The following is a 17,038-nucleotide window of genomic DNA, read 5'->3' as shown; positions in this document are numbered from 1 at the left end:
CCGGTCGTCGTTACGGCAGGACGTTTTCTGTCCGACGTTCGGTCGCGTAGAGCGTGCCGCCCGCGATGTAGGCCATGATCTTTTCTTCCTCGAGCAGGGTGACCTGATCGGTCCCCTTGATCGTCGGGATGCCGTCCCAGTTGTGCGCATAGAGCGCGCGGACACGAATCCGGTTGCTGTGCACCCGGCACATCGTCATCTGCACAAGGCGACGACCGCCGCCGGTCAGTTCGACCTCCAGATAGCGGATCAACTGCTCTGGCACGTCGACCCAGATGTCGACCACCACGCCCGCAACCTTGTTGTCGCCACCGACGACAGGCATACCGCGCGGGTCATTGCCAAAGGAGATGCGGAAATCAGGCAGCGTGGACATCGGCTGGATCTTGGCGTGACCGTGGGCGTCCAGCTCGGGAATATCCCGACGCGGTGCCCATGCCGCGGGACCGACGCCGTCGACCATCGGATCACCCGTGGGAATCCATGGGCTGCCCGTCGCCTTGGAAGATGGCGCTATGGCCAGATCGGTGCGCAGGTTCGCCTCTTCGAACGCCAGGCTGGGAACGGTGACCGTACCGCGATCATTGCGCAAGTGGAACGTTTTCGGCGCAGGCAGCGGGAACAGGCTCTCGTTGGCGGGGACCTGATCGCTGTCGTCCCGCATCGGGTAACCTTCGCGCATGTTCTCGCGCTGGATGTAGAAAATCAGACCCGCGAAAAAGACCCAGAAGGCCCAGATTGCGACGCTCGCCAGATCGACGTTTCCAATAATTGTGTTGCCAAGCATGGTGGTAGTCCTTTGGTCAGGTCGGAAAATCGGACAGCTGCAGCCTGCCGGTTTCCGAGGGTGTCATCGCCTTGGCGCGGAACAGCGGGCCAAGAACGACAAGGGTGAGGAACAAAAGGGCGATTTCGGTGTGATACACGACCGAATACCCGGTGGTCGGCGTGGCGAGCGCCTGCGAGAGCATGCCGGTCCCGGCGGCATGATTAACAAGGTCGCGGATCGCGCCCCCGATGAATATCGACAGCCCGGCACCGGTGGCCTGCGCAGCCCCCCAGGCACCAAGGGCCAAACCGCGACCGGACGCACCCAGCGTCGGCAGCGTCATGGCGGCCGTCAGGGTGGCAACCCCGAACAATCCGCCACCAAATCCGATCAGACCGGCACCCGCAAAGAACAGCATCGGGCTGTCCATCGGCGCGGAAAAGATCACGGCACAAAATGCCACCAGACCCGCGAGGATGCCCCGCGCGCACATGCGCATCGGGTCCAAACCACGGCCCAACCAGCGTGATGCCATAGCAAATGCCACCAGTGCACCGGTGGCCCAACCCGCGGTCAACAGCGTGGTCGACGAAACAGACAGCCCGAGGATTTCACCGCCGTAAGGTTCCAACAAGACATCCTGCATGCTGAACGCCATGGTGCCGATGAACACGACGGCCAGCAGACGCCCTGCGTCGCCGCCTGACGTGAGATCCGTCCACGCTTCCTTGAACGTGGGCTTGGGGGCGGCCCGTTCGGCGCGGGTCATGGGTGACATGCGTTCCTGTTTCCACAGGGCAGTCACGTTCAACAGCAACGTCACGACGGCCGTGCCCTGCACGACCTGTACCAGGCGCAACGGTGAATAATCCCGCAAGAGCGCACCGATGATCACGGCCGAAATCAGCATCCCCACAAGGAACATGACATAAAGCAGCGCTACGACCTTGGGCCGTGTCTCCTCGTCCGCGCGGTCGGCGGCCAGTGCCAGACCCGCGGTCTGCGTCATGTGCATCCCGATACCCGTCAGCAGAAACGCAAGGCCAGCACCGACATAACCCGCCCAATCCGCATCAATTGCACGATCGCCGGCCAGTACGAGAAGGGCCATCGGCATGATGGCAAGGCCGCCGAACTGCCACAGGGTGCCGAACCACAGATAGGGGATGCGTTTCCACCCGATGGCAGACCGATAGTTGTCCGACTTGAACCCCACCATCGCGCGGAACGGTGCGACCAACACGGGAATGGCGATCATCGCCGCGACCAGCAGCGACCCGATGCCCAGTTCCACGATCATCACCCGGTTCAACGTCCCCAGCAGCATGACACTCGCCATGCCGACGCTGATCTGGAACAGCGACAGGCGCAGCAACTGGCCCAGCGGCAACCCTTCGCTGGCGGCATCCGAAAACGGCAGCATTTTCAGCGTGAGGGATTTCAGACCAGCGGATTTCAGGATCATTTGGCATCCCCTTGGTATGTGAACGCAGTCGAGATGTAGAACCCGGAATTGACGCGCTCGACCTCGTTCAGTGTACCGGACCCCAACGCCGCGCGGATATCGCGCGCACGTTGCGGAACCATTGTCGGGCTGCGGTCGGCGCGCGGAAACAGCTTGCCGATGCGGAACATCGCCATCAGCAGCGGTGTGCGCGGTGCGAGGGTAAAGGCAACGGTCTGTGTGACAGGCAGCGTTTCCAACACACGGGCCACATCATCGGCGGAATAATAGATCAACGAATCCATCGCGACGGCGAAATCGAACGGTCCCTTGGCATCAGACAGGTCGCCTGCCATCCAGGTAATCCGGTCGGCCACCGCGTCAGGTGCGCGGCGTTTCGCGATGTCGATCAACGCGGGCGAAATATCGACCGCCGTCACCTGCGCACCGCGTTCGGCCAGGGCCACCGCCGCGGCCCCCGTCCCGCAACCGGCATCCAGCACCCGCGCACCCGTCAGATCAGCGGGGAACTGCGACAGCAGCACATCGCGCATCCGGTCGCGGCCTGCGCGCACGGTCGCACGAATCCCCGACACCGGTGCATCCGACGTCAGGCGTTCCCACACCTTGGTGGCACTGCGGTCGAAGTAATCTTCGACACGGTCGCGGGTCTGGACGTAGGCCATCAATCAAATCCCAGCAATTCAAAGATCTCACGGTCCGGCAGACATTCCGGCGCCATTGGCAGCGTGCCGTTCCACAAGGTTTCCGCGAGCCGGATGTATTCCTTGCGCACCTGCACGACGTCCTCGTCATCGGGCATCTCGAACAGTGTCTTTTTCTTCAGCCGCGACCGACGAATGGCATCCAGGTCAGGCATATGCGCCAGCCGGTTGAACCCGACGACGTCGCAATAGCGATCAACCTCGTCGGTGTCCTTGCTGCGGTTGGCGACGCAACCGGCCAGACGTACCTTGTAGTTCGTCGATTTCGCCTGCACCGCGGCGATGATCCGGTTCATCGCATAGATGCTGTCGAAATCATTGGCCGTGACGATCAACGCCCGGTCGGCATGCTGCAAGGGGGCGGCGAAACCACCGCAGACCACATCGCCCAGCACATCGAAAATCACGACGTCGGTGTCTTCCAGCATGTGATGCTGTTTCAACAGCTTCACCGTCTGGCCAACGACATAACCACCGCAGCCGGTGCCGGCGGGCGGGCCGCCGGCCTCGACGCATTTCACACCGTTGTAACCTTCGAACACGAAATCCTCTGGCCGCAGCTCTTCGGCATGGAAATCCACATCTTTGAGGATATCGATCACCGTCGGCACCAAGGTGCCGGTCAGGGTGAACGTGCTGTCATGCTTTGGGTCGCACCCGATCTGCAAGACCCGCTTGCCCAGCTTGGAAAACGCCGCCGACAGGTTGGACGATGTCGTCGACTTGCCGATGCCGCCCTTGCCGTAAACGGCAAAAACCTTTGCACCCTCGATCTGTGCGTCCTCGGGCTGATGCACCTGAACAGACCCTTCGCCGTCCTGGCCACGCAGGTTCGGAATCTCGTCTCTGGGGCTCATGAGAGCCTCCTTTCTGTCGGGGCGCATGTCCCCTTCTTCTGGTCAAAAATATCCCGGGGTCCGGGGCAGCGCCCCGGTCCGAGCGTGACATATGCGAAACGGATCATCATTCGGCAGCGACCCCTTCCATGCGGTCTTCCAGCGCGTCGGCCGCACTTTGCAGCGCGTCCAGCGTGGCGGCGTCCGGTACCCAATAGGCCCGGTCCGATGCTTCCAGCAGACGGTTGGCCATGCGCACACTGGCCTGCGGGTTCAGTGCGGCCAAACGTTCACGCATGTCGGCATCCAGGACAAAGGTCTCGCTCAGCCGCTGATAGACCCAAGGGTCGACAGCGCCTGTGGTGGCCGACCAGCCCATGGTGTTGGTCACATGCGCCTCGATCTGGCGCACACCCTCCGACCCATGCTTGAGCAAGCCTTCAAAGAATTTCGGGTTCAGGCTGCGGGTGCGGGTTTCCAGTGCGACCTGTTCTGACAGCGTACGCACCGTGTTCAGACCGCGTGTCTGGTCACCGATGTACACCGGTGTATCGACACCGCCCTTGGCGCGCTTCACGGCGCGGGCGATCCCACCCAGCGTGTCGAAATAATGATCGACCGACGTCACGCCCAGCTCGACCGATTCCAGGTTCTGGTACGCCAGATCGACGCGCGCCAGCGACGCTTGTAGCAGATCGGCGTGCTGTGATGCCTTGCCGTCGGTGCCATAGGCGAAACTCTTGCGCGCCTCATAGGCGTCGGCCAGCTCGTCCTCGTCGCCAAAGGCAGAGCTGTCGACCAACTGATTGACGTTGGACCCATAAGCACCTTCGGCATTGGAAAACACGCGCAATGCAGCCTGTTTCAGATCGCAGCCCGTCTTGTCCATGTGGGCCAGCGCATGGGCACGGACATGGTTCTGGTCCAGCGGCTCGTCTGCCTGTGCGGCCAGAAGTGCAGCCTGTGCCAGCAGCTTGGTCTGCAACGGCAGCAGGTCGCGAAAAATCCCCGACAGCGTCATGATGACGTCGATGCGCGCACGGCCCAGTTCTGCCAGCGGGATCAGGTCCGCCCCTGCGAGCCGGCCAAAGTTGTCGAACCGTGGCTTGGCCCCGATCAGCGCCAGCGCCTGGGCAATCGGACCGCCGTCGGATTTGATACTGTCAGACCCCCACAGCACCAGCGCGATCGAACGCGGCATACCGTCATAGGTGTCCAGCAGTGCCTGCGCCTGCTTCGCACCGTCAGCCATGGCAAAGGCCGTTGGCATGCGGAACGGGTCAAAGGCATGGATATTGCGCCCTGTCGGCAGGATCGCCGGGTTGCGCATCAGATCACCGCCGGGCACCGGTGCAATATAGCAGGCGGACAGCGCACGCATCAGCGCGGGCAATTCGTGATCCTCGGCCAGCAGTGTCTCAGCCCTTGCAGCATCGGCAGGATCACTCAGCAGCTGCGCCATCTCGGCGCGGGCCTCGGGCGTCATGACCTGGCCCACGACATGCAGACCGTCAGGGATCAGCGACCCCTCGGCCTCCATGACCTTCAGCCACAATCCATCAAGGTCGTCAGCGTTCAGGTCCAGGCCCTGCGCCTGTTCCGTGATCATCAACGCCAGATCCTCGCGCTGGTTGTCATCAACCGCCATCGCACGATAGCGTTGCAGGCTGTCCTTGAGGTCAAGCAGCCCCTTGTACAGTCCGGCCGCCGCAATGGGCGGGGTCAGATGCGTCACGATCACAGCGTTGCTGCGGCGTTTGGCCAGCGATGCCTCCGACGGGTTGTTCGCCGCATAGAGATAAACATTCGGCATTTCGCCGATCAGACGGTCCGGCCAGTCGCTGGCCCCCATACCGTTCTGTTTGCCCGGCATGAATTCCAGCGCGCCGTGCATTCCGAAATGCAGCACCACATCCGCGCGCAGCGTATTGCGCATCCACAGATAAAACTGGGCAAAGGCATGGGTGGGCGCAAAGCCGCGTTCGAACAACAGGCGCATCGGGTCGCCTTCGTAACCGAACGTAGGCTGCACACCGACGAACACCTTGCCGAACTGATGACCCAGAATGAAAACGCCGCGACCGTCTGACTGCACCTTGCCGGGGGCTGGGCCCCAGACAGATTCAATCTCGTCCAACCAAGGCGTTTGTCCCACAATCGTATCGGCATCCACATAGGCAGCGACGTTGGCATCTTGGCCATATTGCGCGGCATTCCCCTTGAGCACGATGTGACGCAAGGCATCGACGTCGGCGGGCACGTCAACATCGTAGCCATCCGATTTCATCCGCGTCAGGGTGTTGAACAGGCTTTCGAACACGCTCAGATAGGCGGCCGTGCCGACAGCCCCTGCATTCGGCGGAAAACCAAACAGCACGATCCCGACGGTTTTGTCCGCATTCCGCTTGCGCCGAAGCGTCGCCAGCCGTGCCGTTTTCTCGGTCAGGACCGTAATACGCTCCGGGCAGGGGGCCATTGATTTGTCACCGGGCTGCCCTGCGCAAGCACGCGCGCAGCCATTACAAGCCTCTGCCCCGTGACGCCCCCCAAAGACCGTTGGCGAGGTCGCCCCATCGATTTCAGGCAGCGCCACCAGCATCGTGGTTTCCACAGCGCCAAGCCCCTGCGCGCTGGCACCCCATTGCGCAAGCGTCTGAAATTCCAAGGGTTGCGCCGCGATATAGGGCACGTCGAGGTCACGCAGCAGGCCAACAGCAGCATCGCTGTCGTTATAGGCTGGCCCACCGACAAGGCTGAAACCGGTCAGCGATACCATCGCATCGACCTTACCCTGGAAATATCGCTGGATTGCCGGCGTTGCGTCCAGACCACCTGCAAAGGCCGGAACGACAGCCATGCCGCGCGCCTGGAATGACCGGATCACCGCGTCGTAATGCGCGCAGTCGGATGACAGAATATAGGACCGCAGCATCAGGATGCCGACAGTCGCGATCGGCTGTGCGGGTTGCGGCAAATCAGTTGAGTCAATGCTGATGCCCGTGGCAGGCAGGTCAGGGTGATAGACGCCGACCTCGGGATATTCGACAGGCGGCAGCGCCTTGATCCGCGACCAGCCGGCGTGATTACCGTAGCGCGACACCAGCATGCGGATCATCTGTTCGATGTTGTCGTCGGACCCGCCCAGCCAATACTGCATCGACAAGAACCAGTTGCGCAGGTCCTGTGATTTGCCCGGGATCAGGCGCAGGATCTTGGGCAGGCGGCGCAGGGTCTTCATCTGGCTTTCGCCGGACCGGTTCGCCTTGGCCTGCGGGCGCAGCTTCTTCATCAGCGCGGCCATGCCGGTCGCTGGACGCTGCATATCCAGTTCACCCATCTTGGTCAGGCGCACGATCTCGCCATCGGCGATCATGTTCACCATGGCAGCACAGCCGTCGCGGCGTGCGATCAGCGATGGCAGGATCGCACGGGTATGTTCCTCGAGGAACAGCAGGTTGGTCACGACAATATCGGCCGTCGCAACCGCAGCGCGTGCGGCGTCCAGCGCGGCGGGGTTTTCGCCCCATTCACCTGCGGCAAGGATTTCGATGCTCAACCCCGGAAAATCGCGCGTCAGGCGCGGGGCCGCGCGCAGCGCCGGCCCCGCCGCATGGCTATCCAGCGTCAGAATGACAAACCGAAATTCGGGCTGGGCGACACTATCGAGCATAATGCGCCTTTGCTTCATAGAGCGTATCAAGACTGATCTGCTGCAATCCCTTTTGCGCGGCAAAGGCCTCGGTATTGCGCCGCGCCTTGCCCCGCACAAAGAATGGAATTTTCTTCAGCTCACGTTCGGCGTCCGACAGCCAGATGACGTTGCTGCCCTCTGCAACGCTGGGTGCTTCATCCGGCATCATCTTGCCGGAAATACTCCCGCCGGAGGCATCCGACATCGCAACGGGCGCATGGCCACCATGATGGCTTGGACCAGCTGCATCATGGAATTCGAAATCATCGCGGAACATCGTCAGCAGGTGCTCCTCCAGGCCCATGACCAGCGGATGCACAAGTGTGTCGAAAATCACGTTTGCACCCTCGAACCCCATCACCGGGGAATAGCGTGCGGGATAATCCTGCACGTGGACCGGGGCAGAGATCACGGCGCATGGGATACCCAGACGCTTGCCGATATGGCGTTCCATCTGGGTGCCCATGATCATTTCGGGTGCAAGCGCCTCGATGGCCTGTTCGACCTCGAGGTAATCATCGGTAATCAGGGCCTCGACGCCCATGTCGCGGGCCACGGCGCGCACGGCGCGGGCCTGTTCGCGGTTGTAGCACCCCAGGCCAGCGACCTCGAACCCCATCTCGTCGCGGGCCATGCGGGCCATCGCGCAGACATGGGTGCCGTCGCCGAACAGGAACACACGCTTGCCGGTCAGGTAGGTACTGTCCACCGAGGCAGACCACCAAGGCAGGCGCAGACGGGATTCGTCGGCCGTTGCCGTCAGTCCAGTGATTGCCTGCACCTCTGCGATGAAATCGCGAGTGGCGGCGACGCCGATGGGGACCGTTTTCGTAAAAGGTTGGCCGTAGGTTTTTTCCAACCAGCGAGCGGCGGCCTCGCCGGTTTCGGGATACATCAGCACGTTGAAATGCGCTGCGGGCAGTCGGGCGATATCAGCGGGTGTCGCACCCAGCGGGGCCACGACATTCACATCGACGCCCAGATCGGACAGCAGGCCGGTCAGTTCCTCGACATCGTCGCGGTTGCGAAAACCCAGCGCCGTCGGCCCCAGCAGGTTGCAGATGATCCGCGCAGTGCGGTCCTGCGGGGCAGCCAGTCCGCGCACGATCTGATAGAACGTTTCGTCCGCGCCAAAGTTTTCCTTGCGCGAATAGCTGGGCAGTTCCAGCGCGATGACGGGGATTTTCAGATCCATCGTTTCGGCCAACCCGGCGGGATCGTCCTGGATCAGTTCCGCCGTGCACGACGCCCCGACGATGATGGCCTGCGGATCGAAACGGTCCACGGCATCCTGACAAGCGGTCTTGAACAGGGTCGCCGTATCTGACCCCAGATCGCGCGCCTGAAACGTTGTATAGCTGACCGGCGGGCGATGATTGCGGCGTTCGATCATCGTGAACAGCAGGTCGGCATAGGTGTCGCCCTGCGGGGCGTGCAGCACGTAGTGCAGGCCCTTCATCGCGGTGGCGACGCGCATGGCACCGACGTGCGGCGGGCCCTCGTATGTCCAGACGGTCAGTTTCATGACGGACCGCCGGGGGCTGTCTGCCCCCGGACCCCCGAGGATATTTTGAAAACAGCGATCAACCAGGTCATTCTGCAGCCTCCACGCGGAGGACAGACTTGCGGCGGATCGGGCGGCTGAACAAACTGGCAAGATCGCCCGCCTGTTCGTAAAAATGTACCGGCGTGAACACGAGTTCGATGGCCCATTTGGTCGTGAGACCCTCGGCCTCCAGCGGGTTGGCGAGGCCAAGGCCGCAAACCGTCAGATCGGGACGTGCCGCGCGGACACGGTCGAGTTGCAGATCGACGTCTTGGCCTTCGGAGATTTGCGGCCCGGCGGGCAGCAGATCAAGGTCGGGGCCGTGGATCGCGTCATGGATGTAGGGGCTGCCGACCTCGACTGCGGTCATGCCACATTCGCGGGTCAGAAAGCGGGCCAACGGAATTTCCAGCTGGCTATCGGGGAAAAAGAAGATCGACTTGCCGTTCAGGTGTTCTGCCGCCTGAGCAATGGCCTTGCGGGCGCGGGCGCGGGGCGCAGCCGTCACAGCGTCGAATGTGGCGTCATCGACACCAAATTCGGCGGTGACAGCACGCAACCAGGCTGTTGTGCCTTCTTCACCGAATGGCATCGGGGCGGGGATATGACGGGCACCACGGCGCATCAGCGCGGCATGGGTTTCGCCCAGGAATGGCTGCGTCAGCGCAAATACGGTGTTGGCACCGACGGCTGTCGTTTCATCGATGCGGCGGGCGGGCAGCAGGCGGATGTTGTCGATGCCCATCTGACCCAGCAGCGACAGCATCTGATCCTCGACCACATCGGGCAATGCGCCAACCAGCAGCAATTCGCGCGCGGGCGTATCCTTGAGCACCGGCACCATGGAGGCGAGGCAGGCGTCTTCGCCTTCGGTGAATGTCGTCTCGATCCCAGAACCAGAGTAGTTCAGCACCCGTACGTGCGGGGCGTGGACCTGTGTCAGGCGCTCTGCAGCGCGGGCGAGGTCAATCTTGATGACCTCCGACGGGCAGGACCCGACAAGAAAGAGTTGACGGATGTCGGGACGGCGGTCCAGCAAGCGGGCGACCTCGCGATCAAGTTCGGTGTGCGCGTCTTTCATGCCCGCCAGGTCCTGTTCTTCGAGGATGGCGGTGCCAAAACGGGGCTCGGCAAAGATCATCACGCCAGCGGCGGATTGCAGCAGATGCGCACAGGTGCGCGAGCCGACAACGAGGAAGAACGCGTCCTGCATTTTACGGTGCAGCCAAATGATGCCGGTCAGCCCGCAAAACACTTCACGTTGGCCGCGTTGTTTCAGCACGGGCGCGCTGCGGCATCCGCCGCCGGGTGTCGGGGTCAGATCGTTCATTCGGACACATCCAGTCGCGCGCGGCGCAGTTTCAGGACAAATTGGCCCGCATTGATGACATAGGCAGCGTAGGCTGCGAGGGTGACCCACATCAGTGTCACCGGGTCCAGCGCGCCCGTGACCAGCCCCCAGACATAAACGCTGTGCAGGGCGATCACGCCAAAGCTGACGAGATCCTCGTAAAAGAAAGATGGCGCAAAGAGGTACTGACCAAAGACGACCTTTTCCCAGATCGCCCCGGTAACCATGATCAGGGCCAGAACCCCGGTTTTGATGATGATGGACATGGTCGCCAGTGCGTAACCATCGCCGGTCACAAGATAGCGCAGGACCAAACCAAGAGAGACCAGGAAAACCACGAATTGCACGGGTGCAAGAATGCCCTGCACCAGCGTCCAACGTGTCGCATCACGCCGGGCCCGCTCTTGCGCGGAATAGAGCGGCACCGCCACCCCATGTGGTGCAAGGCGGCCATCGCGGGACTGCAAGGTCGTCAACACGTCATGTCCTCCTGACACTTCATGGATTTAGATTAGGTGCGATTCTGGCCATGTGTCAACCGTGCCTTACACATTTAGCGGCATTCATCATCCGGGTTACACAGCGCAAAAACTGACCTATAACCAGTTTTTTATGGCCTCTGGAAAGAATTTCCCGGCCAGCGCAGCAATTCTGTCAATTTTCTTTGACAATTCTCTTTCGAATTTCGACAATGGCTGCAATGCACGGACACCACTCGGACCATGGCAGCCAAGGACGGTAGACCCCGATGTCGCGACGACCCTCAGCTCGGCTCTTGCAAGAGGGTCAAGTCGATCCGAACAAGCCCGAGGCGGGCCTGGTCGCAGCATTCTGCGCGGCCGCACTCTCGACAAGGATCGAGGATCCGGCAGAGGTGTTGCAGAACGCCGTGGCCCACGGGATCGGTCACGCTGCGCTGACAGACAATTTCATTGCCGACGCGGTCCGCCGACTTGGCGCGCTCTGGGCAGAGGACCGGATCAGCTGGACGGACGTCACGATCGGAACCGCGCGCCTGCAATCTCTTTTGCGACAAATGGACAAGGGCATAGACGCAGGGCTTGCGAAACGACCCGATGCGCCGCGTGTCATGCTGGTTTCGGGCGTCGACATGGCGCACACATTCGGTCCGATGCTGTTGGCCCACCAGATGCGACGCCAAGGCATTTCCGTTGCGCTGTCGCTTGAAACTACGCCCGGGACGGTCTGCGAAATCTTTGGCAAAACCGCACCTGATGCTGTCTTTTTGACCGCCTCACATTGCGACGGGGTTGAAACCCTCGCGCAACTGGTAAAAGAGGTTCGAGTCTTTAACAGTGGGATTCCCATTGTGGTGGGTGGCCCTCTCCTCTGCACAGAAACGGATATCGCGCGCCTGATCGGTGCTGACTTTGCGACCTCCGACCTCGAGAAGGCACTAACGCTATGCGATCTCAGGATTCTCACAGCAAGAAAATTCGTGAACCCCTAGGTCGGCAATCGCCTTCAGATCGGACCGGCATGACATCGGGCGGCATCAAATACTGGAACAGCGGCGATATTCCGATGATCGGGCCGGATATCCTTGGGGGTATTCTGACATCGGTCTCGGACGTTGGTCTGGTCATGACCGAAGGCGGCACGATCGTATCCGTTCTCTTGAATCGCAATTTTGAGGACGATGGGCTGTTTCAGAATATCGAGGGTCGCAACCTGACTGACCTGCTGATGCTGGACAGTCAGGACAAGTTCACCAAACGGCTCGGGGCCTTTGTCGACGGCGACGATCACGTTCGCCCGATCGAGGTCAACCACAAGATTCCGGACAACCGCACCGGCCTGCCGATCAAATACAGCTTTCACCGAATCGGCGAAGGCGGGATCGTGCTGATTCTGGGCCACGACCTGCGCCCTGTCGCAGAGATGCAGCAACAGCTGGTCAGCGCCCAGCTGGCGCTGGAGCGCGATTATGAAACGCAGCGTGATTTTGAAACGCGGTTCAGGGTCATGATGGACAGCTCGGCCGATGGCGTGGCGATGGTGTCCGTCCAGACAGGTACGATCGGTGATACCAATTCCAAACTGTCGGCATTGATCGGATCAAAGCGCGAGGAAATGATCGGCAGGTCCTTTGCCGATCTGTTCGAACAGCGTGCGAAATCGAACCTGATGGACCGTCTGACAACGCAGGCACTGGCCGATGGCGATGGCACGATCGAGGTGCGTGGTGCCCGTGGCGAGATGCTGACACTGCGGCCCACCTTGTTCCGGTCCGCCGGCGAACGCATCCTGTTGTGCCGGATACGGTCCAGCACCGCGCTGAACGCCGAAACGGACCGGACCGCGCAGATGCTGCGCGGGGTCTACGACAAAGGCCAGGACGGCGTTGTTTTCACCAACGAGGACGGTGCTATTCTGTCGGCGAACGAAGGTTTCCTGAACATGATCGGCGCAGCCCATGACCTGAATTTGCGCGGCAAGCCATTCATGGACTTTCTCCAGCGGGGCATGGTCGATTTCAGCGTCATGTCACAGAACGCCGCGCGTGTGGGCACCCTGCGGTCCTATGCGACGCGGATCGCCAGTGACTATGGCAGCCCCCGCGACGTCGAGATGAGCGTCACGACCCTCAAGGCCGCAGATGCGACGGTCTTTGCTTTCGTCGTCCGGGAAACACCGCAAGCAGATGGGTCACACCGGTCCGACGACGACAGCGGACTCAGCTCTGTCGTGGAATTGGTCGGCAGCTCTACGCTGCGCGACATCGTGGCCGAAACCACGAATGTCGTGGAAAAGATGTGCATCGAAACGGCCATCGAGTTGACTGGCAACAACCGCGTGGCCGCAGCAGAAATGCTGGGCCTGTCGCGGCAGTCGCTTTATGTCAAACTTCGCAAATTCGGCCTTATTGCGCAAAGCAGCGACTGATCCGCAGACGGGATCAGTTGTCGCCCATCGTCCCGTGATCCATTGACCCGTGATCCATGTTGCCATGATCCATGCCGGACATGGCATCGATATCCTCGACGTTGAAGACCACATCGACCCTGCCCGCACGCTCGAACACGAGGGTTGCCGGGACTTCTTCGCCGACTTCCAGCGCGTCGCCTTCCAGCCCCATGAACATGACGTGATAACCACCGGGTGCCAGCGCAAGCGTATCACCGGGGGCGATTTCGATTCCCGCCTCCTGCTCTTGCATGCGTGCAATCCCGTCATCCCCCGTCACGACGTTATGAATTTCGACACGCGGGAACGGACCCTCGACGGCGACCAGGGTGTCGCTTTCTGCGCCGGTGTTCAGAATGGTCATGTAGCCCGCACTTGCCATCGCCGTCGCAGGTGCACTGCGCGCAAAGGGATGTTCGATCAGCAGATCGCCCACGCGGTAGTCATGCCCAAATGCAAAACCGGGCAACAGCGCCAAGGTCATGCCGAACGTCAGACGGGTCAGTGGTGTCATGTCGTAGATCTCCTGTATTCTGCGCGACCCTTCGGCCTCGCATGATGCGCAGATAACCAGCACTGCATCGCGGCAAAAGAGGCAAACCGCCGCAACCAGCTGATTTCAGCCCAGACCCGTTTCACATGGCGTCTGCCCCTGCAATCATAATGATGACACTGCGCACATCGGGTATAACCATGTTCATCCTCGCATTACGCTGCATCGCAGCATAAGGTCGGTGTGGCGACCGCCGTCGGAGAGTACCATGAAACGTCAAACCACGTTGTTCGACCTGATGCAGCTGAACGCCGAGGTTGGCATGATGCTGGCGGAATCGCAGGCTGTGATGGCCATGCGCGTCATGGGATGGGGCGGTTTCTGGTCGGTCACCGACCGTGAAAACGACAGGATGATGTCCGAGAAAACCGAGGCTGCGTTCCAGTCCATGACTCGGGCCGGCACTGCGATGATGACCGGTCAGCAGCCGCACGAGATCATGCAAGCCGCCATTCAGCCGCTGCGCAGCAAAACCCGTGCAAATGCAAAACGGCTGGCAAAGCGTGGCCCGAAGCTGGGCTGATCCGCTATTCGTCCTGCGGGTAGCGGGGTTGCAGCGCTGTACGTTGCCCGGCAAAGAGGGTCAGCTTATTTGACCTTTAGGGAGGACAATGCGCGGCCAGTCATGGTCGCAACCCCCGAAAGGACACAACATGACCGCAACAAACCTGACCTTCGGCGCCGCCCACGCAGTCGGTGACCGCGTCAAAGCCATCTTTGCATCCGTTCTTGACCACATGGTGGTCTATGCCGAACGCAACAGCCGGATGGCACATGTAAACGCGCTCGAGGCGATGACTGATGACGAACTCGCCGCACTGGGAATCAAGCGTGACGGCATCGTGCAACACGTGTTCCGCGACGTTCTGTATATCTGAACCTTGCTGATCGCCACGAACGGGGTAGGTAGTTGTTACCTTCCCCTTCGGCATCAGGTGCGATCTTGAACTGCGACATTCGCGTAACCCTCGACTATGCCGTGCCGGAACAGATGACACTTCTGTTGCAGCTGCGCGCCATGACCGACCCTTATCAGATCGTGACATCCGAGGATTTCTCAGTCCCGGACCATTGCAACTGGCGCGACACGCCCGGCGAAGAAGGTATCGGGAACCGCGTCTGGATGAACATTGGCGAACGACTGGTCCTGCATTACGCAGCCAGCGTCACGGTATCGCGTCCGGTGGCCGATCTTGCCACCCTGCCCGCCACACCGCTGTTCCAGCTGAACGCGCCGGATATCAAGTATTTGATGGCATCGCGATACTGCGCCGCCTCTGGCTTTGAGGATTTGCTGGACAGCTTCGGTCACTTGACCGGCGGGGCACGCGTGGTCGCGATGGCGGATTGGATCCGTACGAACATTGCCTACGACAATTCCGCAAGCACCGCCGAGACGACGGCGCAGGATACATTTGATGATCGTCGTGGGGTCTGTCGTGACCATGCGCATCTGCTGATTTCCCTGTGCCGGTGCAGCGCGATCCCCGCGCGGATCGCCAGCGTCTACAGTCCCGATGTGACACCTCCCGATTTTCACGCCGTCGCAGAGGTATTTCTGGACGGCGCATGGCACCTCGTGGACCCTAGCGGAATGACGACAGCTGACCGGATGGTTGTCACAGGCGTGGGCCGCGATGCAGCCGATGTATCCTTTCTGACAAGTTTCGGGAATGTGTTGCTTAATCATCAGGCAGTTTTGGTGTCAGAAGTCTGAACCGTGTCGCAAGCCATTGCGGCTGCCCGACATTGCGCTACCGTCAGTGTATGGAACAAGAACAACACCACTTCGATGAAATGCGTGACGCAGCCGACACCGTGCGCGCGCCTTATGCCAGCTATCGCACCTGGTTCGACCAGCAAGACGCCGAACGACTGCGGGCGAAACACGAAGAAGCAGAAGCGTTTTTTCGGCGCACCGGCATAACGTTCAATGTTTATGGCGAGGATGCAGCCCAGGAACGGCTGATTCCGTTCGATCTGGTGCCACGCATCATTTCCGGCCGTGAATGGAAAAAACTGTCCCGCGGGATCGAGCAGCGCGTCACCGCGATCAATGCCTTTCTGCATGACATCTATAACCGGCAGGAAATCCTGCGATCTGGCCGCATGCCGCGCGAACTGATCGCCAACAACGAGGCGTTTTTGCCCCAGATGATCGGCATGTCGCCCCCCGGGAACGTCTACACCCATATCGTCGGCACGGATATCGTCCGCACCGGAGAAGACGATTTCTTTGTGCTCGAGGATAACGCCCGCACGCCGTCCGGTGTCAGCTACATGCTGGAAAACCGCGAAACGATGCTGCAAATGTTCCCCGAGCTGTTTGCAAAGATCAAGGTTCAGCCCGTCAGCGACTACCCCAAGAACTTGCGCCGGTCGCTTGCCGCCTGTGCACCTCCGTCCTGCGTGGGCAAGCCGCGTGTCGCGGTCCTGACCCCGGGGATCTACAATTCCGCCTATTTCGAACACAGCTTTCTCGCCGACCAGATGGGGGCGCAACTGGTCGAAGGGCATGACCTGCGGGTGGTTGACGGTTTTCTGAAAATGCGGACGACGCGCGGCTATGAACGCATCGACGTGTTGTATCGCAGGGTCGACGATGAATATCTTGATCCTCTCAGCTTTAACCCCGATTCGATGCTGGGTGTGCCCGGCATCATGGATGTCTACCGTGCGGGCAACATCACGATTGCCAATGCACCCGGCACCGGTGTTGCCGACGACAAGGCGATTTACAGCTACATGCCCGAACTGGTCGAATTCTATACCGGCGAAAAGGCGATCTTGAAAAACGTCGATACCTGGCGGTGTTCAGAACCCGACAGCTTGGCCTATGTGCTGGACAACCTTGCGGACCTCGTCGTCAAGGAAGTGCACGGTTCGGGCGGCTACGGAATGCTGGTCGGCCCTGCCGCCAGCAAAAAAGAGCTGGAGGACTTTGCGGTCAAACTGCGCGTACGTCCCGGCAACTACATCGCGCAGCCGACCCTGTCGCTGTCCACGGTGCCGATCTTTGTCGATCAGGGGTTGGCACCGCGTCATGTCGATTTGCGTCCCTTTGCGCTGGTCAGCCCCAAGGGGATCGACATCACCCCCGGGGGCTTGACCCGTGTCGCCCTCAAGGAAGGGTCGCTGGTCGTGAATTCCTCGCAGGGTGGCGGGACCAAAGATACCTGGGTTCTGGAGGACTGA

Annotated in this window: 15 protein-coding genes; 6 read left to right on the top strand and 9 right to left on the bottom strand. The window is 60.9% G+C overall.

Annotated elements, in window-relative coordinates:
- Positions 1-10 precede the first annotated feature (10 nt).
- The 8 genes from puhA to bchF form a co-directional block, all read right to left on the bottom strand.
- On the bottom strand, positions 11-787 hold the full coding sequence (gene puhA, locus BMX27_RS02300; protein WP_090158283.1) for a photosynthetic reaction center subunit H: 777 nt from the start codon (positions 785-787) through the stop codon (positions 11-13).
- Between the two features lie 16 nt (positions 788-803).
- Positions 804-2,234 (bottom strand): PucC family protein, encoded by a 1,431-nt coding sequence (locus BMX27_RS02295; protein WP_090158282.1) that lies wholly within the window; start codon positions 2,232-2,234, stop codon positions 804-806.
- Positions 2,231-2,899: a magnesium protoporphyrin IX methyltransferase gene (bchM, locus tag BMX27_RS02290; protein WP_090158281.1), complete on the bottom strand. Its 669-nt coding sequence runs from the start codon at positions 2,897-2,899 to the stop codon at positions 2,231-2,233. The genes BMX27_RS02295 and bchM overlap by 4 nt, the downstream gene beginning before the upstream one ends.
- Positions 2,899-3,795 carry a ferredoxin:protochlorophyllide reductase (ATP-dependent) iron-sulfur ATP-binding protein gene (bchL, locus tag BMX27_RS02285; protein ID WP_056030336.1) on the bottom strand — a complete coding sequence of 299 codons (897 nt, stop codon included), beginning with the start codon at positions 3,793-3,795 and terminating at the stop codon, positions 2,899-2,901. Before bchL ends, bchM begins: the two co-directional genes overlap by 1 nt.
- A 106-nt stretch (positions 3,796-3,901) precedes the next feature.
- Positions 3,902-7,444, bottom strand: coding sequence for a cobaltochelatase subunit CobN (locus BMX27_RS02280; RefSeq protein WP_090158280.1), 3,543 nt, complete (start codon positions 7,442-7,444; stop codon positions 3,902-3,904).
- Complete coding sequence (bchB, locus tag BMX27_RS02275) at positions 7,434-8,990, bottom strand: ferredoxin:protochlorophyllide reductase (ATP-dependent) subunit B (protein ID WP_090158279.1); 1,557 nt, start codon at positions 8,988-8,990, stop codon at positions 7,434-7,436. The genes BMX27_RS02280 and bchB overlap by 11 nt, the downstream gene beginning before the upstream one ends.
- Before the next feature lie 67 nt (positions 8,991-9,057).
- Positions 9,058-10,341, bottom strand: a complete 1,284-nt coding sequence (locus BMX27_RS02270; RefSeq protein WP_090158278.1) for a ferredoxin:protochlorophyllide reductase (ATP-dependent) subunit N — start codon at positions 10,339-10,341, stop codon at positions 9,058-9,060.
- Positions 10,338-10,841, bottom strand: a complete 504-nt coding sequence (gene bchF / locus BMX27_RS02265; RefSeq protein ID WP_256212366.1) for a 2-vinyl bacteriochlorophyllide hydratase — start codon at positions 10,839-10,841, stop codon at positions 10,338-10,340. Before bchF ends, BMX27_RS02270 begins: the two co-directional genes overlap by 4 nt.
- A gap of 269 nt (positions 10,842-11,110) precedes the next feature.
- Between bchF and BMX27_RS02260 the strand changes: the two genes are divergently transcribed.
- On the top strand, positions 11,111-11,833 hold the full coding sequence (locus tag BMX27_RS02260) for a cobalamin B12-binding domain-containing protein (protein WP_090158277.1): 723 nt from the start codon (positions 11,111-11,113) through the stop codon (positions 11,831-11,833).
- A gap of 29 nt (positions 11,834-11,862) precedes the next feature.
- Entirely contained in the window at positions 11,863-13,269 is a 1,407-nt protein-coding gene (ppsR, locus tag BMX27_RS02255; RefSeq protein WP_090158276.1) for a transcriptional regulator PpsR, read from the top strand.
- Between the two features lie 13 nt (positions 13,270-13,282).
- On the opposite strand, the gene BMX27_RS02250 is transcribed toward ppsR, so the two are convergent.
- Positions 13,283-13,804, bottom strand: a complete 522-nt coding sequence (locus tag BMX27_RS02250; RefSeq protein ID WP_256212365.1) for a copper chaperone PCu(A)C — start codon at positions 13,802-13,804, stop codon at positions 13,283-13,285.
- Between the two features lie 247 nt (positions 13,805-14,051).
- Between BMX27_RS02250 and BMX27_RS02245 the strand changes: the two genes are divergently transcribed.
- The 4 genes from BMX27_RS02245 (at position 14,052) to BMX27_RS02230 (ending at position 17,038) form a co-directional block, all read left to right on the top strand.
- A complete protein-coding gene (locus BMX27_RS02245; protein ID WP_090158275.1) occupies positions 14,052-14,366 on the top strand; it encodes a hypothetical protein in 315 nt (104 codons plus the stop codon).
- Positions 14,367-14,496: 130 nt separating this feature from the next.
- Positions 14,497-14,721: a hypothetical protein gene (locus BMX27_RS02240; protein WP_090158274.1), complete on the top strand. Its 225-nt coding sequence runs from the start codon at positions 14,497-14,499 to the stop codon at positions 14,719-14,721.
- A 65-nt stretch (positions 14,722-14,786) separates the two neighbouring features.
- Entirely contained in the window at positions 14,787-15,560 is a 774-nt protein-coding gene (locus BMX27_RS02235; protein ID WP_090158273.1) for a transglutaminase-like domain-containing protein, read from the top strand.
- A gap of 50 nt (positions 15,561-15,610) precedes the next feature.
- A complete protein-coding gene (locus BMX27_RS02230) occupies positions 15,611-17,038 on the top strand; it encodes a circularly permuted type 2 ATP-grasp protein (RefSeq protein ID WP_090158272.1) in 1,428 nt (475 codons plus the stop codon).

Source organism: Loktanella sp. DSM 29012, assembly GCF_900110705.1.
Lineage (GTDB): Bacteria > Pseudomonadota > Alphaproteobacteria > Rhodobacterales > Rhodobacteraceae > Loktanella > Loktanella gaetbuli.
This window is presented reverse-complemented; position numbering and strand designations above follow the sequence as displayed.

Coding starts and splice junctions, on each gene's coding strand:
- ppsR (WP_090158276.1), top strand. CDS start 11,863: ATGACATCGGGCGGCATCAAATACTGGAACAGCGGCGATATTCCGATG.
- bchL (WP_056030336.1), bottom strand. CDS start 3,795: ATGAGCCCCAGAGACGAGATTCCGAACCTGCGTGGCCAGGACGGCGAA.
- BMX27_RS02295 (WP_090158282.1), bottom strand. CDS start 2,234: ATGATCCTGAAATCCGCTGGTCTGAAATCCCTCACGCTGAAAATGCTG.
- bchB (WP_090158279.1), bottom strand. CDS start 8,990: ATGAAACTGACCGTCTGGACATACGAGGGCCCGCCGCACGTCGGTGCC.
- BMX27_RS02230 (WP_090158272.1), top strand. CDS start 15,611: ATGGAACAAGAACAACACCACTTCGATGAAATGCGTGACGCAGCCGAC.
- BMX27_RS02280 (WP_090158280.1), bottom strand. CDS start 7,444: ATGCTCGATAGTGTCGCCCAGCCCGAATTTCGGTTTGTCATTCTGACG.
- BMX27_RS02240 (WP_090158274.1), top strand. CDS start 14,497: ATGACCGCAACAAACCTGACCTTCGGCGCCGCCCACGCAGTCGGTGAC.
- BMX27_RS02270 (WP_090158278.1), bottom strand. CDS start 10,341: ATGAACGATCTGACCCCGACACCCGGCGGCGGATGCCGCAGCGCGCCC.
- BMX27_RS02245 (WP_090158275.1), top strand. CDS start 14,052: ATGAAACGTCAAACCACGTTGTTCGACCTGATGCAGCTGAACGCCGAG.
- puhA (WP_090158283.1), bottom strand. CDS start 787: ATGCTTGGCAACACAATTATTGGAAACGTCGATCTGGCGAGCGTCGCA.
- bchM (WP_090158281.1), bottom strand. CDS start 2,899: ATGGCCTACGTCCAGACCCGCGACCGTGTCGAAGATTACTTCGACCGC.
- BMX27_RS02250 (WP_256212365.1), bottom strand. CDS start 13,804: ATGACACCACTGACCCGTCTGACGTTCGGCATGACCTTGGCGCTGTTG.
- BMX27_RS02260 (WP_090158277.1), top strand. CDS start 11,111: ATGTCGCGACGACCCTCAGCTCGGCTCTTGCAAGAGGGTCAAGTCGAT.